At 52.0% G+C, this 13,313-nt stretch carries 10 protein-coding genes and 1 riboswitch; of the genes, 5 read left to right on the top strand and 5 right to left on the bottom strand.

The genetic code is table 11. The features are described 5' to 3' along the window. Positions 1–134: 134 nt before the first annotated feature. Positions 135–3,365 (top strand): RCC1 domain-containing protein, encoded by a 3,231-nt coding sequence (locus HMPREF9412_RS18290; protein ID WP_036672680.1) that lies wholly within the window; start codon positions 135–137, stop codon positions 3,363–3,365. A gap of 416 nt (positions 3,366–3,781) precedes the next feature. Then, positions 3,782–4,360 carry a YecA family protein gene (locus HMPREF9412_RS18285; RefSeq protein ID WP_009593170.1) on the top strand — a complete coding sequence of 193 codons (579 nt, stop codon included), beginning with the start codon at positions 3,782–3,784 and terminating at the stop codon, positions 4,358–4,360. Positions 4,361–4,931: 571 nt separating this feature from the next. Here HMPREF9412_RS18285 and HMPREF9412_RS18280 read toward each other — a convergent pair. Next, a complete protein-coding gene (locus tag HMPREF9412_RS18280; RefSeq protein ID WP_009593174.1) occupies positions 4,932–5,378 on the bottom strand; it encodes a hypothetical protein in 447 nt (148 codons plus the stop codon). A gap of 323 nt (positions 5,379–5,701) precedes the next feature. On the opposite strand from HMPREF9412_RS18280, the gene HMPREF9412_RS18275 reads away from it, so the two are divergent. Continuing rightward, the gene (locus tag HMPREF9412_RS18275) at positions 5,702–5,884 is read left to right on the top strand and encodes a hypothetical protein (protein ID WP_009593172.1); all 183 of its coding nucleotides are present in this window, start codon (positions 5,702–5,704) and stop codon (positions 5,882–5,884) included. 408 nt (positions 5,885–6,292) lie between these two features. Here HMPREF9412_RS18275 and HMPREF9412_RS18270 read toward each other — a convergent pair whose 3' ends face one another. From HMPREF9412_RS18270 to HMPREF9412_RS18260, 3 genes are read right to left on the bottom strand one after another with little or no spacing between them, the layout of a single operon-like run. After that, positions 6,293–7,165, bottom strand: coding sequence for an ABC transporter ATP-binding protein (locus tag HMPREF9412_RS18270; RefSeq protein WP_009593169.1), 873 nt, complete (start codon positions 7,163–7,165; stop codon positions 6,293–6,295). A 22-nt stretch (positions 7,166–7,187) separates the two neighbouring features. Next, positions 7,188–8,234 (bottom strand): FecCD family ABC transporter permease, encoded by a 1,047-nt coding sequence (locus tag HMPREF9412_RS18265; protein ID WP_009593151.1) that lies wholly within the window; start codon positions 8,232–8,234, stop codon positions 7,188–7,190. After that, complete coding sequence (locus tag HMPREF9412_RS18260) at positions 8,231–9,214, bottom strand: FecCD family ABC transporter permease (protein WP_009593158.1); 984 nt, start codon at positions 9,212–9,214, stop codon at positions 8,231–8,233. Before HMPREF9412_RS18260 ends, HMPREF9412_RS18265 begins: the two co-directional genes overlap by 4 nt. Positions 9,215–9,411: 197 nt before the next feature. Between HMPREF9412_RS18260 and HMPREF9412_RS18255 the strand changes: the two genes are divergently transcribed. After that, positions 9,412–10,437: an ABC transporter substrate-binding protein gene (locus HMPREF9412_RS18255; protein WP_009593152.1), complete on the top strand. Its 1,026-nt coding sequence runs from the start codon at positions 9,412–9,414 to the stop codon at positions 10,435–10,437. A gap of 1,122 nt (positions 10,438–11,559) precedes the next feature. On the opposite strand, the gene HMPREF9412_RS18250 is transcribed toward HMPREF9412_RS18255, so the two are convergent. Continuing rightward, positions 11,560–12,060, bottom strand: coding sequence for a VOC family protein (locus HMPREF9412_RS18250; RefSeq protein WP_036672677.1), 501 nt, complete (start codon positions 12,058–12,060; stop codon positions 11,560–11,562). A gap of 263 nt (positions 12,061–12,323) precedes the next feature. Then, positions 12,324–12,427: riboswitch (TPP riboswitch) on the top strand. A 141-nt stretch (positions 12,428–12,568) separates the two neighbouring features. Between HMPREF9412_RS18250 and tenA the strand changes: the two genes are divergently transcribed. After that, a complete protein-coding gene (tenA, locus tag HMPREF9412_RS18245) occupies positions 12,569–13,255 on the top strand; it encodes a thiaminase II (RefSeq protein WP_009593167.1) in 687 nt (228 codons plus the stop codon). Positions 13,256–13,313: the final 58 nt, after the last annotated feature.

The raw sequence follows: 13,313 nt of genomic DNA, 5'->3' as shown, positions 1-13,313 counted from the left end.
AGCCGTGGAGCAGGGGATGAGCCGCGGTTTTTCTCGTTTGTCCCCTTTGTTAACTTTGGATAATAGGCAATGGTCCCGGGGTTTTGTATACTTTTGTCGCATTCATATGAAATCCATAGAAGGGAGTCGACGCATTGCAACGTAAAATATGGCACATATGTCTCATCGTACTCTTGCTGGCGAGCCAGATGGGTACCACAGGGCATGCGGATACGGGAAAGGCAGGCTTACCCGGAGAGACTAACATCGTTTCGATATCCTCAAAAGGGTACCATACGTTAGCCTTGCTGGATAATGGAACGGTTTTGTCCTGGGGATCGAATATGGTGGGACAGCTGGGGAATGGGAAACAAGGTTTGAATTTCAGCACCAGCTTTGCGCAGCCAGTTTATGAGAATGTGAACGGTGAACTTAAAGTTCTCGCGAACATTGTAGCAGTCGAGGCATCACAACAATACTCGCTTGCTTTATCCGCTGACGGAACTGTATACGGCTGGGGCTTAAATGCAAGTAATGAATTGGGGCGGCCGTTCGAGGGAACCTATTATTATCCAACGGCAATCTCGATTGCAGGCCTGCCTCCGATTGAACAGATTTCTGCCGGAGTTACGCATGCCGCCGCATTGGCGAAAGACGGAACCGTGTGGGCTTGGGGAGATAATCAATCAGGTGCAGTAGGGAACGGTCGCCAAATGGAGTATGTCGAGAGACCGGTCCAGGTGAAGAAGAACGCTTCCGAATTCCTGACAGGAATTAAGCAAATTCATGCAGGAAATTGGTTTACCATGGCGGTAACGGAGAACGGGGAGCTGCTGGGCTGGGGGTATAACGGGGCCTATCAGCTGGGGGACCTCACATTAGTTAGTCACTCGTATCCCGTCCATGCGCTGGATAAGAACAAGAATCCTCTGAATGGAATCAAGAAGGTATCTACCGGTAATGATTATACCTTGGCCTTAAAAGAGGACGGAACCTTATTAAGCTGGGGGGTCAACGGTTATGGGCAGCTAGGCTCTGACACACTCCAGGGGACTTATTCAAATTATCCCAAGCCTGTATTGGACAAGGCATCTGGAGATGCTTTCGGCCATGTTGTTGATATATCGGCAGGGATTGCACACGTCGCAGCGATTCGCGAAGACGGCAGTGTGTGGACCTGGGGCGGCAATACCATTTGGGGTTCAGCGGACATTACAGGACAGCTTGGCCGTGGAGATGATCGGTTGGAGGAGCGGCCAGGGCGAGTCACCAGGCTGCCGGGTAATGCTAAAGTATTGCAGGCCGAGACCGGCGGTCATCATACGGTAATCATGCTGGATAACGGCACACTTTGGAGCATGGGAAGTAATAGAGAAAAACAGCTCGGAGGCGGCTATAAAATGGGCAGCGCCATAGAGCCTACCCAACTGTCACTCAGCCATTATGACAAAGCTTACTGGCCTAAACAAGGCATCGGACCGGTTATGGGGCAGCCATACCGGTTGACTCTTCAGCTGGCCGGCCATGAAGGACAGCCAGTCAGCTTCGGTACGGACATCGTGGATATGCAAGCTGTAGGGGCGATGATAGTAGGGCCTGTAAGTTACGTAGGAGAAGGGCGTTATGCGGCTGATATGCTGGCAGACTCTCCAGGGCCTGTTCAGGTAACGGCCAGGATCAATGGCCTGGAGGTTCCAGCAGCGCAAATTGTCGTACTCTCCGGAGAGCCTCACCCTGCCCAGTCAGAGTTGACAGCAACGCCCTCCATGTCAGCCGTTGGCAGTGCCGATCCGGTCGTATTGAGATTGCAGTTAAGGGATGCTGACGGAAATGAGCTGAACCGAAGCGGCGGTAAGGCGGCATTCACCAGCTCGCTTGGAACGGTCAGTGAACCGGTAGAAACCTCTTATGGCGTTTATGAAGCCGAGCTTCGATCCGATACAGCAGGTATAGCTAATATTGGTGTGACTTTGGATGGCAAGCCTTTTGAAGTGTCGGCCAAAGTATCGTTTAGAGCCGGGACTCCCAACAGAGCTTATTCCACATTAACGGCGAACCCGAAAATCGTGGTGGCAGATGGTAAGCAATCCACAGATATCAAGCTTCACATCAAGGATGTCCATGGCAACGATCTGGACGATTATCTTGGCCCTATTGAGTTAACTTCTTCTTTGGGGCAGATGACGACGGTGACAGAGTCGGCCTATGGCGTCTATGAGAGCACCTTGGTATCTAATCAGCCGGGGATCGCCACAATCAGTGCATCGTCACTTGAAGGTCTGCTGCTCGCGGATCCCATTACGGTTGAGTTCGAGCTATTCATCCAAGGCATATCCTTCAACAAACAGCAATACGAACTGGAGATAGGCAGCTCGCTGCAAGCCAGTCTTATCGCAGCGGATGAACATGGCAATTCGAGAAACATTACATCGAATAGCAAGTTAACGATAGAGGACGAGACGATTGCGACAATCAGTACTGAGGGGCTGATTACAGGAAAAGGGAAAGGACAGACCGTTCTAAACGCCGTTTATGGCACGCATTCCACTAGTGCCGTAATCAAGGTTACGGATAAGGACGTTGACCCGGGTCCTGATCCGAATCCCGATCCTGGATCAGGGTCGAATCCGCGGCCGAATCCGGGTACGGTCACAGAACCCGAGTCAAACTCGGGCTCTGGTTCCAATCCCATTCCGACTCCTGGAACCGATAAGAAACCGGACTCTGAGTCAGGGAAAGGGGACAAACCAGCGGTGCCTCCGGCAATCGAAGATCAGGATCCGGTGCCTGGGAGAGGGGATGACGGAGAAAGAATAGAGACTTTAGAGTTCTCTGACGTGAAAGGACATTGGGCTGAGGATGCTATCATGAAGGCAGTTAAATCAGCTAAGATTAGCGGGTACCCAGATAAAACCTTCCGGCCCAATGCCTATATTACGCGTGCCGAGTTTGTCGTTCTGCTGAATCGTTGGTTTGGGCCGTTCGCTTCTGTCGAGGCCGACAGATCCGACACAAGTGAATATTGGCCTGATTGGTCTAAGGATGCCATTTCGGATGCTATGCAAGCAGGCATCTTGAAGGGCTATAAGGATGGCACTATTCGTCCGAATCAATCGGTTACCAGAGGAGAGCTTGCCGTGATGCTGCAGCGTGCCATGAAGCTTGCAGGAGCCCCGCTCCCTGTGGAAGGAAACAGCAGCCTGTCTGCTTACAATGACCATGCCCTGGTGCCAGCCTGGTCAAGGGAAGCCATGATGGAGCTGTCTGCCCGTGGATTGATCCAAGGCGACAGCCAGTCTAATCTGAGGCCGGGGAATCCGGCAACTCGGGCCGAGACAGTGGTCCTGCTCACTCGCCTGGAAGCGATATTAGAGCAAGGAAATTAAACGGATTTCACCGAGTATGGGCAAGCAGCCGCCTCTCTATAACGTATAGGGAGGCGGTTATTTCATTACCGCCAACAGGGGGCATCTATCGGAAACAGGTTACTGTAGATCAGATTCTATCTATGGAATCTTTACCAAAAATGGCACAAGTCTATTATAGGTTCTAACAAATTTGTTACATCCTACTTGCGTTATGACGATATTATAGAATAATATGAAAGGGCGCGGCTTTCATAGAGGGAACCCGCGCTTTTTTGCTATCTGGCTTGCCTCGGCACCTTCTTATCGGAAGCCCCCCCGTAAGAGAGTGTAACGACGCGAAAGGCCGGCATACCTTAAGGATCTGTAGGCTTGAGGTGCGCATTTTCATATTTTCCATGTATAATAGAAGAAATCATTCAAATAGGAGCTAGGAAATGAAAAAGCTAGGAAGAAACGATCTATGTCACTGCGGAAGCGGGAAAAAGTACAAAAGATGTTGTCTTGAAAGAGATGAACGCACGGTATACGGTAAAGTCATCCAGTTCCCTGGTGCGAAAGCAGCAGAGCCTAAGCTACAGGTCGATCAGTTGCGACAGATGATCAACGACAAGCTGGGGTGGATGGATTGGATCGCCGATGAGCATCGCGAGCTTGCAGAGTCTGTGTTTCCTCAGATCTGCCGGGATTACGAACTGCAGGATGAGCAGCAGCTGTTTCAAGTGTTCAGCCTCCTGATGGTCTGGAACAGCTTCTCCAGAGAAGCCAATCCGAAGTACCGCAAACAGGGTGGATATGCAAGTGCGATCGAATATATAGTAACTTCATCGCTTAACATTCCAACAACGAAGTCCGATATCGCGAAGAAACACGAGGTTTCGGTAGCCACGCTGACTCGCAACAGCGGCCAAATTCAAGATTTCATGGATGGCGTAGCGGCATCCGCAGACGATTCGTTCGCCGAGGATGAGGAACCCGCTGGCGAAGAGGATAAGGACTTGTCCTTGGGACGTTAATTGCCAAAGAGCCAAAAGTGAAAGATCCATAGCAATAGTACAAGCATTTGCGCATTCGGCTTCATAGCTCGACCGCTCCCCCAAGGGGGGGCGGTCATTTTGCGTTGAAGGACCCAATCAAATCCAAAGTTGTTTATACAAGTTAAGCCTATATGATTCCAGGTCACCATGTTTTATGTAGGCCTTGGTGATCCAAATCTAAATGTCGAATGAGTAGCCGGCAGAATACGTAATGGGGGTCACCACATCCCTGCCGAAGATATCATGCACCGGCATCATTCTTCTATGCAAAATCTTCTCCAATACATGAGCCTGGTTGATCATCTACTTGTGATAGATAATAGCGCACTGAGTGGAGAAATTGTGCTGGAGGCAGAATTCGGGGATTAAGCATAGGGAATTTAATTTGCCGTATTGGGTTTTACCTATCGTTAATCAGCTGAAAGCCTTGGAAAATTAATTCTAAAAAATTGTACTAAATAAAACATTGCACTCAAGCCGCTCCATTCAAGTGGAGCGGATATTTGCATTAATCAATAAACCGGCGTTTTCGAAAGACAGCTTTCCCAGCCTAGGAAGTGGCCCCGCGTGACTTCGTCAGCAGCCAGCCCAAAGCGATGCCGTACAGCAGATGACCGGCCAGCCAATATAGAAGGGCAGCAGGGTCGGATAATTCCGGGGTACGGTCAGACAAGACGGTGGTCGGATATAGGAGAAGTCCTACGGCCAAACAGGCCAATGAAACCCAGGACAAGCTTCGCCCACGGGACCAATTCTTCTGCTTCAAAAAGATGGCTAGAGCGATGCTCAGCAGGACAGAGATGACGAGATGCAGCGCAAACTCGACAAGTTCGGAGAGCTTGAGTTCCTTCAAGAGAGGCACGTAATCGACGTTCAGGAGCAGCGTGTAGACCTCCAGCGAGGTGACGTGCTCGATGATCTTGAGGAACAGCCCGAGAAGAATGCCCGCCGCGATGCCTGCCCAGACCGGCCCGTTCAGCTTCCATGTACTCCGCATGAGCGACGCCCCCTTTTTTCGTTTATTGTATAATACCTGTCGTTCCGATGCGAAACGAACATTCTCGCTGTACAACATTGGAACGAATGAAGCGAGTACGATGACAGGCGGATAAAAGTGAATCTTGATTGCCAAGTTTTTTCTAAGCCCTCGGAGGTGAGGAGAATCAGGCTCTACTTCGGCGAAGGCAGCAAGTCGTTGACACTGCCGGGCCTCAGCTATGCAGGGGCTATCAGGCTTAGGGTGTAACCAATTCTTGTTGAGAAATTGTATAGTTCGGTCTTATATCCTAGTTCTATAGACTTATACAGCAGGGGGATAGGATGACAGACGAGTACTTTGACGAAATGCGCAAGTTCGGTCACGAGGATGAGATGAGGTATCGCATGTTGATGCGAGGGGTAAAGAAACTGCTGGAACAACGGAAGCGTGAAAAGTCCAAGCTGTTCGGAGGACTTCCGCTTCGACAGAAGCATAAAACCCCGCGTGCAGGCAAATGGTCATAAGCGGTCGGTAACCGAATGGTTAGCGGAACAGCATGTGTACAAGTGGTGCAATGGAAGACGAAACCTATGTATTTAGCGTTTATTACAAATATAAAAGGCTGCCCCGACGTTTTGGGGCGGCCTTCTTTGTGCCTCTACATGCCTTGATATGTCTCTGTAGGCCTTGATATGTCTCTGCGGGCCTGATGTGTCTCTACATGCCTTGATGAGTCTCTGCGGGCCTGATGTGTCTCTGTAGGTCTTGATGTGTCTCTGTAGGTCTTGATGTGTCTCTGTAGGTCTTGATGTGTCTCTTTTGTTTCTCGACATAGACCCAACAGATACAACAGATTCAAAGGTCCAAATAATTAAAAAAGCCGGCTTTCCCGCATAAAGCGAAAACGAAGCCGGCTGTTATGTTCGTATATGCTAGACCGTTGCCAGTTCAGGGGCGGGCGCCGGAGTTGTTGTTGGTTGATTCGGTTCTGCCGCATTCGGCTGGACAGCCGAAGGTCGGCGTTTGCCCTTCCCGCGCGGAACGCACATCGGAGTGCCGTACAGCGGGTCCGGAATAATTTCGCATGGGAGCTGGAACACGGTCTGCATCAAGTCGGAATTGATGATATCTCCCGGTTTGCCTTCAGCCTTAATGCTCCCGTCGCGGATGGCCACGATATGGTCGGCATAACGGCAGGCCAGATTGATATCATGCAGCACCATGACGATGGTCCGCTGTTCTTTGGCGTTTAAGTCGTACAGCAAATCCAACACTTCGATCTGGTGCGTCAAATCCAGATAGGTGGTCGGTTCGTCCAGCAGAATGAGCGGCGTTTCCTGCGCCAGCGTCATCGCAATCCAGGCCCGCTGCCGCTGACCGCCTGACAGCGAGTCAACTGTACGATCGGCCAGCTCGGTCAGTCCCGTGGATTCAAGAGCCGCTGTGACCGCTTCTTCATCTTCCCGCGACCATTGGCGCAGCCAGCTCTGGTAAGGATAACGCCCTTGCTTCACCAGCTGCATGACCGTCAGCCCTTCCGGAGCCGTTGGCCCTTGAGGCAAAATGGCCAGCTTCCGCGCCACGTCCTTGGTGGACAAGCTTGCGATGTCGGCCCCGTTTAGTACAACCGAGCCGCGCTGCGGCTTCAGCAGCCTGGCCATGGAGCGCAGCAAAGTGGATTTGCCGCAGCCGTTGCTGCCGATAAACACGGTGATTTTACCTATAGGCACGGTTAAATCCAGATTTTCGAATATAAAGTCTCCCCCGTAGGACAGACCCAATCCCTTTGCTTCCAGCGTATTCATGACGCTTTAGCTCCTTTCGGTTCTAGAATCGATTGCGGTTACGATAAAGCAAGTAGAGGAAGAACGGCGCGCCGATCGCGGCGGTGAATACGCCTGCCGGCACGTCGCGCGGCAGAAAGGCCGTCCGTGCCACCAGGTCCGCGACAAGCAGCAGAATCGCACCGATGAGCGCGCTGACCGGAAGCACGCTTCCGAAGTTGGGTCCCACGAGCCTGCGGGCCATATGCGGTGCCATTAATCCGATAAAAGCAATGGCGCCGCCGATCGAGATGGCCGCTCCGGCCAGAGCAACGCTGAGTCCGATCAGAATCAGCCTCTGCTTCTGAACCTGCGCGCCCGTGCTGCTGGCCACGTCGTCTCCCAGGGCCTGGATATTCACATTTCTGGCTTGCAGCCAGGTTAGCGGAAGAAGAACGGCGACCCAAGGAAGCAAGGTCATTACGTCCTTATCCCAGGACATGCCGTAAATGCTGCCCGCCATGAAGGTAAGCGAACGGTCCGCCAACTGCAGCGGTCCGGAGATGATCAGCATATAGGAGATCGATTTGATCGCGGCCGATACCCCGATTCCGATCAAGACGAGTCGCAGCGGCGATACGCCATTTTTCCAGGCAAGCACATACAGCAGTCCGGTAATGAAAAAAGCGCCGAGAATGGCGAAGAGCGGCATCCAATGGATGGATACGGCTCCCGTAAATATGAAAATGAAGAGAACCGCCCCCAGCGATGCTCCCTCCGTAATGCCGATGACATCCGGAGAAGCAAGCGGGTTGCGGATGACGCCTTGCAGAATCGCCCCCGCCACCGCGAGAGCCGCGCCGATCAGCACAGCAATGATAATACGGGGCAGCCTTAGCTGCATGACGATGACCTGCTCCATCGGGGGAGCGTCACCGAGTAACGCTTTGACGACATGCAGCGGCGAAACAAACTGGCTGCCGGTTCCCGTGCTGATAATCATGGTGGCAATGCAAAGCACGAATAGGATCAGGCACACCCATAGGGTTCTTCGCTCCAGCATAAACGAGACTTTGGCGTTCCGGGAACGGAATATGCGGTGTTTACTCATTGTGCTCGCCTTCCTTTCCTGGCTATGTACACGAAGAACGGCACCCCGATGATTGCAGTCATCACGCCGACAGGGACTTCCTTCGGCATGGCAATGTATCTGGAGCCGAGATCGGCCGTCACCAGCAGGAGTGCGCCAAACACCGCACTGTAAGGTAGTATCCACCGATAATCATTTCCTATTAAATACCGAACGATATGAGGGATGATGATCCCTACGAATGCGATGGGTCCCGCCGCCGCTACGGAGCCGCCGGCCAGCAGGATGACGGCTGCAGCAGCTAACAGCTTGATGAGTGCGGTTTTTTGCCCGAGGCTCTGGGCGATGTCGTCTCCCATGGAGAGGGCGTTCAGATGCCGTCCCAGCAGCAGCGCAGCCAGCATGCCAACAGCCATGTACGGCCATACGGCGGTTAGCTGGTTCATATCACGTCCGGCTACCGAACCGACCAGCCATACCAGCACCTGATCAAACATTTTGCCGTCGGAGAGCATTAGTCCTTGGGTCAGGGAGTGGAAGAAAGCGGCCATGGAAGCCCCCGCCAAGGTGATTTTGACCGGCGTCATGCCGTCCCTGCCGATGCTGCCGAGGAAGAATACGATACCGCCGCTGACGGCAGCTCCGATCAACGCGACCCAGGTAAGGGACTGGAGTCCGCCAATGCCCAGCCAGCCCGATGCCAGAATAATGAAGAAAGCCGCGCCGGAGTTCACGCCAAGCGTGCTCGGCGACGCAATCGGATTGCGCGTGATAACCTGCATAAGCGCACCCGCAACGGCAAGGCATGCCCCCACGGCGACGGCAATGAGCGCTCGTGGAAGCCTTGCCGTGAGAATAATCAGATGTTCGTTGCTTCCGTTAAAGTGAGTGAACGATTCCCATACCTGATGAAGAGGTATGTTCGTTACTCCGAATGCGATGCTGCACATGACTGCAGCGGCCAGCGCCAATAGCGATATCAATAGTCCGAATACGCGCATATATACTCACTTTCTTAAGTCCATGAATAATTAAGTTCATATGAATTTTAGGTGAAGGGACGTTATCTGTCAATGAGCTTGATAATCATTCTCACAAATATATTGATATTTTTCACGAAACCCTTTATAGTTTTGAATCAGTGATTGATAATGATTTTCAAATAGCGGGATATGACACAAGGGGGATTAAGATAGGAATGGGAACAGGAATGGCAAAGAAACGGGCAAGAGGCCTCAAGTTTAGCTTGCTGGCTCTGATCATGATCGTGATTCTTGCGGGGTGCGGAGCAAGCCCGGCGCAAGAAGGTACAAGCAACGCGGGCGGCGACACGACGAATACCGCAGAGGGCAACAGCGGCGCAGCTGCCGGCAGCGAATCGTATGAAGTTACGCATGCCATGGGGACGGAAACGATCAAAGGAACGCCTCAAAAGGTCGTCGTCCTCACGAACGAAGGAACCGAGGCGCTTCTGGCCTTGGGCGTGAAGCCGGTAGGTGCCGTTAGATCCTGGACGGGCGATCCATGGTATCCGCATATTAAAGACCAGATGGAAGGCGTTACCGTTGTCGGGGAAGAGAGCCAGCCGAACATCGAGCTGATCGCTGGTCTGCAGCCTGACCTGATCATCGGCAACAAGATGCGTCAGGAGAAAGTATACGAGCAATTGAAGGCGATCGCGCCGACCGTTTTTGCCGAGGATCTTCGCGGCGAGTGGCAGAACAATTTTGAACTGTATGCCAAGGCACTGAACAAAGTGTCGGAAGGCGAAGAACTTTTGGCTGCCTACGACAAGCGGATCCAGGAGTTTAAAGAGAAGGCTGGCAGCAAGCTTGACGAAACCGTCTCCGTTGTTCGTTTCATGGCAGGCAAGACGCGGGTGTACCACACCAATACGTTCTCGGGCGTTATTTTCGATAAAATCGGCATCGCCCGCAACGACATGACCAAGAACGCCAAGGACGATTTCGTGGACGAGATCACGAAGGAACGTCTGCCTGAGGTGGAAGCCGACAGACTGTTCTACTTCACTTATGAAACAGGGGATGGCGGCGCCAACCAAACCGAGCAGGAATGGATCAACGATCCGCTGTGGAAGAACCTGAACGTTGTGAAGAACGGTCAAGCCCACAAAGTGGATGACGCGATCTGGAATACGGCGGGCGGCATCCTGGCGGCCAACCTGTTGATCGACCAGCTGCAGGAGTTTTACGGCATTCAGTAAGGAATGAAGACGGATGCTGAAGGCTAGTATCATCGTATAGCGGAAGATGCTAGGAACAAGCCGGATAAGGAGGCACCCCAAAAAAGATCTGAGATCTTGCGAGGGGGCCTCCTTTTTTGCTGCAATGATACTTGGGTGCTGTTGCTCACTTTGCTGTTTCCATATTTTGTGGAAGCTTATGTCATGAAGGTACTAGGGCAACAAGGCGACCGACAATCTCGCGTCTAGATTGCAGCGCCAGCATCTCTGGTCAATTCTGTAGCTCTGCGTACCAGCAGCATCGCCACACAGGCAGCCTAATCGCTCAAGATTAGTTCTGCGGGATATTCCGGCTTCCCCAACATGTTAACGGACTCCAGTTCCGTTATTTTGCTAAATCGCCTCTGATTCTTAAGTCTACCGGACACAGGATCCTTTATTACCGCAATAATCGGCCTATTTGCCGTCATATTCAATGAATAACGTCTCTGGTGTCCGATAGGTCTCGAAAATAACCCCCATTCAGCTAAATAACGTATCCTCAGTCCGCTTGCCCTCGAGCGGTTGCACCAAGACCAGTAGTAGCATTAAGATCAGTAGTAGCATTAATACCAGCAGTCACCAAGATACTCGTAACGGACACCAGATCCCTTATTATCCTGATTAACCCCCGATTCTCAGATCTACCGGACACAGGATCGCCTATTACCTCAATAAGGAGCCTATTTGCCGTCAGATTCTATGAATAACGTATCTAGTGTCCGTTAGCCATCAAAAATTACGCCTTTTCAGCTAAATAACGTATCCTCTGTCCGCTTGTCCTCGATCAGTAGCACCAAGACCAGTAGTAGCACCAAGATCAGTAGTAACAAGATAAAGCAGTAGTACCAAGACGAACACGGTCGCACCAAACCAGGAGTAGCACCAAGACGAACACGGTCGCACCAAACCAGGAGTAGCACCAAGACCACCACTACTCTCAGCTATCTACTCTGAGTCCCGAGGTTTCTACCTCTAACCCATAGCTACTCTAAGTTATGCGGTTTTACATTCGTTTTGGTCGGCAGCCATCCATGCATACCCCTGGGACACCGAATCCACCCATGTCCTCCCAGTAATAACGCTCGCTTCACGGCGACTTTTTTACGGCATCTTCACCACGATCTCCGCCCCTGCAACATAGGTCATCGCTTTGATGTATTCCGGGTCTTGGGCACGCTGTTCCATTTCGACTGGAGTGAGGTCCTCCATTCGTGTCTGTACCCACCATAAGTTGCCGAACGGGTCCCGTACCCGTCCCACCCGGTCGCCGAAGAACAAGCTCGTTGGCTCCGTCACGGAGACCGCTCCTGCGGCGAGCGCTTGCCGATACACATCATCGCAATCCTCAACATACAAACGGAGGTATGCCGGACTATCCGGCCATTCCGGTTTCGCGTCAAACATCATGACGACGGCATCTCCGATTCGCACCTCGGCATGGCCGATGACATCATCGCCAACATAGACGCGGGCTAACTCTTCGGCCCGAAAAGCCTGCTTGAGGAATTCGATCAGCGCTGCGGAGTTTCTTGAGATGATCCACGGCGTCACGGAGGTGTAGCCATCCGGAATGGGTTTAACCGCTTTCGGTTGGTTTGTCATAAATACGCTCGCCCCTTTAAATTTCATTTATTTGAATTGTGTTTATGCACTCATTATGCGGGGGCATATATGACAGCCGAGCGTCAGTGTTTCCGGAATGAGTTTGGGTAGCCTGCGTTTTTATCTTGCGAAAAGACAGCCGCCACCGTAAATCATCAGAATCACGCGGTCGGAGGAAGGTTTCGAGCTTGAGGTTCCGTCCACAAACTGTTAACGTTTGACACCACCCGCAAACCTATGTACAGTATTAAACAAAAGAATAGGAAGTCCACTAGGGGAGCCGTTGGCGGCTGAGACAAGAGCGTATCTTGGACCCTTTGAACCTGATCTAGTTCGTACTAGCGTAGGAAAGTGGAGCCTTCGAATATGATGTCTCGGTGCGCTTTTTTGGCGCACCTGGGCTTGTTGACGAAGCCGCTCCAGTTTTCGGGGCGGCTTTTTAGCGTTGTTTGAAAAGTCGTGTCTTACGGACTTCCTGCTCTTCAATATGTTGGAGGTGGGGACAAACATGAGTTTCACGCAAACGCTCCGTCAGGAGGCGGGAGGCATTTTTCAAGCAATCTTCGATCATCCCTTCGTAAAAGGCATTGCCGAGGGGAATCTGGAGCGGGAACAGCTGATTCACTATGTGAAGCAGGATTTTGAGTATTTGAATGCCTACATGCGGATTTACGGAATTGCCATATCCAAATCGACCAGCCGGGAAGAGATCGCGGCCTTTAATGAACAGATTTCATTCATTCTGCACAGCGAGGTGCACCCGCATCAGAATTTTTGCGCAGTCGCCGGTGTGACCTATGAAGAGCTTCAGGGATATCCGCTGGCTCCGTCCGCGCATCATTACATCCGTCATATGCTGACGGTAGCGCATGAGGGTAGTTTGGGCGAGATTATGGCCGTGCTGCTGCCGTGCCCGTGGACGTACCTGGAGATTGGCCGCAGGCTGCTGAATGAGGTGAAGCCGGATGCCTCCCATCCGTTTTTCGACTGGATTTCTTTCTACGGAAACCGGGGGGAAGACGCGACAGCCAAATTCCGCGACCGTGTCGATGCATGGGCGGAGCGTGCGACGGCAGCCGAGCGGGAACGGATGAGGGAGCATTTCATGCTGAGCTGCCAGCTGGAGTATCTGTTCTGGGACATGGCTTATAAGCAGGAGGAGTGGCCGGTGCAGCTGGAGGCTGCCGTGCTGTAAAGAGCGATGTTCACAAGCACATGGAATTCCATTATAGCGAAGAGAGGCTGATATAAAA

This window comes from Paenibacillus sp. HGF5, assembly GCF_000204455.1.
GTDB lineage: Bacteria > Bacillota > Bacilli > Paenibacillales > Paenibacillaceae > Paenibacillus_AQ > Paenibacillus_AQ lautus_A.
Note: the sequence above shows the minus strand (reverse complement) of the source record. Positions and strands in the feature narration are given on the sequence as shown.

Excerpts from the sequence above, each read along its gene's own strand:
- HMPREF9412_RS18270 (WP_009593169.1), bottom strand. The coding sequence starts at position 7,165 with ATGAATACGCTGGAAGCAAAGGGATTGGGTCTGTCCTACGGGGGAGAC.
- HMPREF9412_RS18280 (WP_009593174.1), bottom strand. The coding sequence starts at position 5,378 with ATGCGGAGTACATGGAAGCTGAACGGGCCGGTCTGGGCAGGCATCGCG.
- HMPREF9412_RS18260 (WP_009593158.1), bottom strand. The coding sequence starts at position 9,214 with ATGCGCGTATTCGGACTATTGATATCGCTATTGGCGCTGGCCGCTGCA.
- HMPREF9412_RS18285 (WP_009593170.1), top strand. The coding sequence starts at position 3,782 with ATGAAAAAGCTAGGAAGAAACGATCTATGTCACTGCGGAAGCGGGAAA.
- HMPREF9412_RS18265 (WP_009593151.1), bottom strand. The coding sequence starts at position 8,234 with ATGAGTAAACACCGCATATTCCGTTCCCGGAACGCCAAAGTCTCGTTT.
- HMPREF9412_RS18255 (WP_009593152.1), top strand. The coding sequence starts at position 9,412 with ATGGGAACAGGAATGGCAAAGAAACGGGCAAGAGGCCTCAAGTTTAGC.
- HMPREF9412_RS18250 (WP_036672677.1), bottom strand. The coding sequence starts at position 12,060 with ATGACAAACCAACCGAAAGCGGTTAAACCCATTCCGGATGGCTACACC.
- tenA (WP_009593167.1), top strand. The coding sequence starts at position 12,569 with ATGAGTTTCACGCAAACGCTCCGTCAGGAGGCGGGAGGCATTTTTCAA.
- HMPREF9412_RS18275 (WP_009593172.1), top strand. The coding sequence starts at position 5,702 with ATGACAGACGAGTACTTTGACGAAATGCGCAAGTTCGGTCACGAGGAT.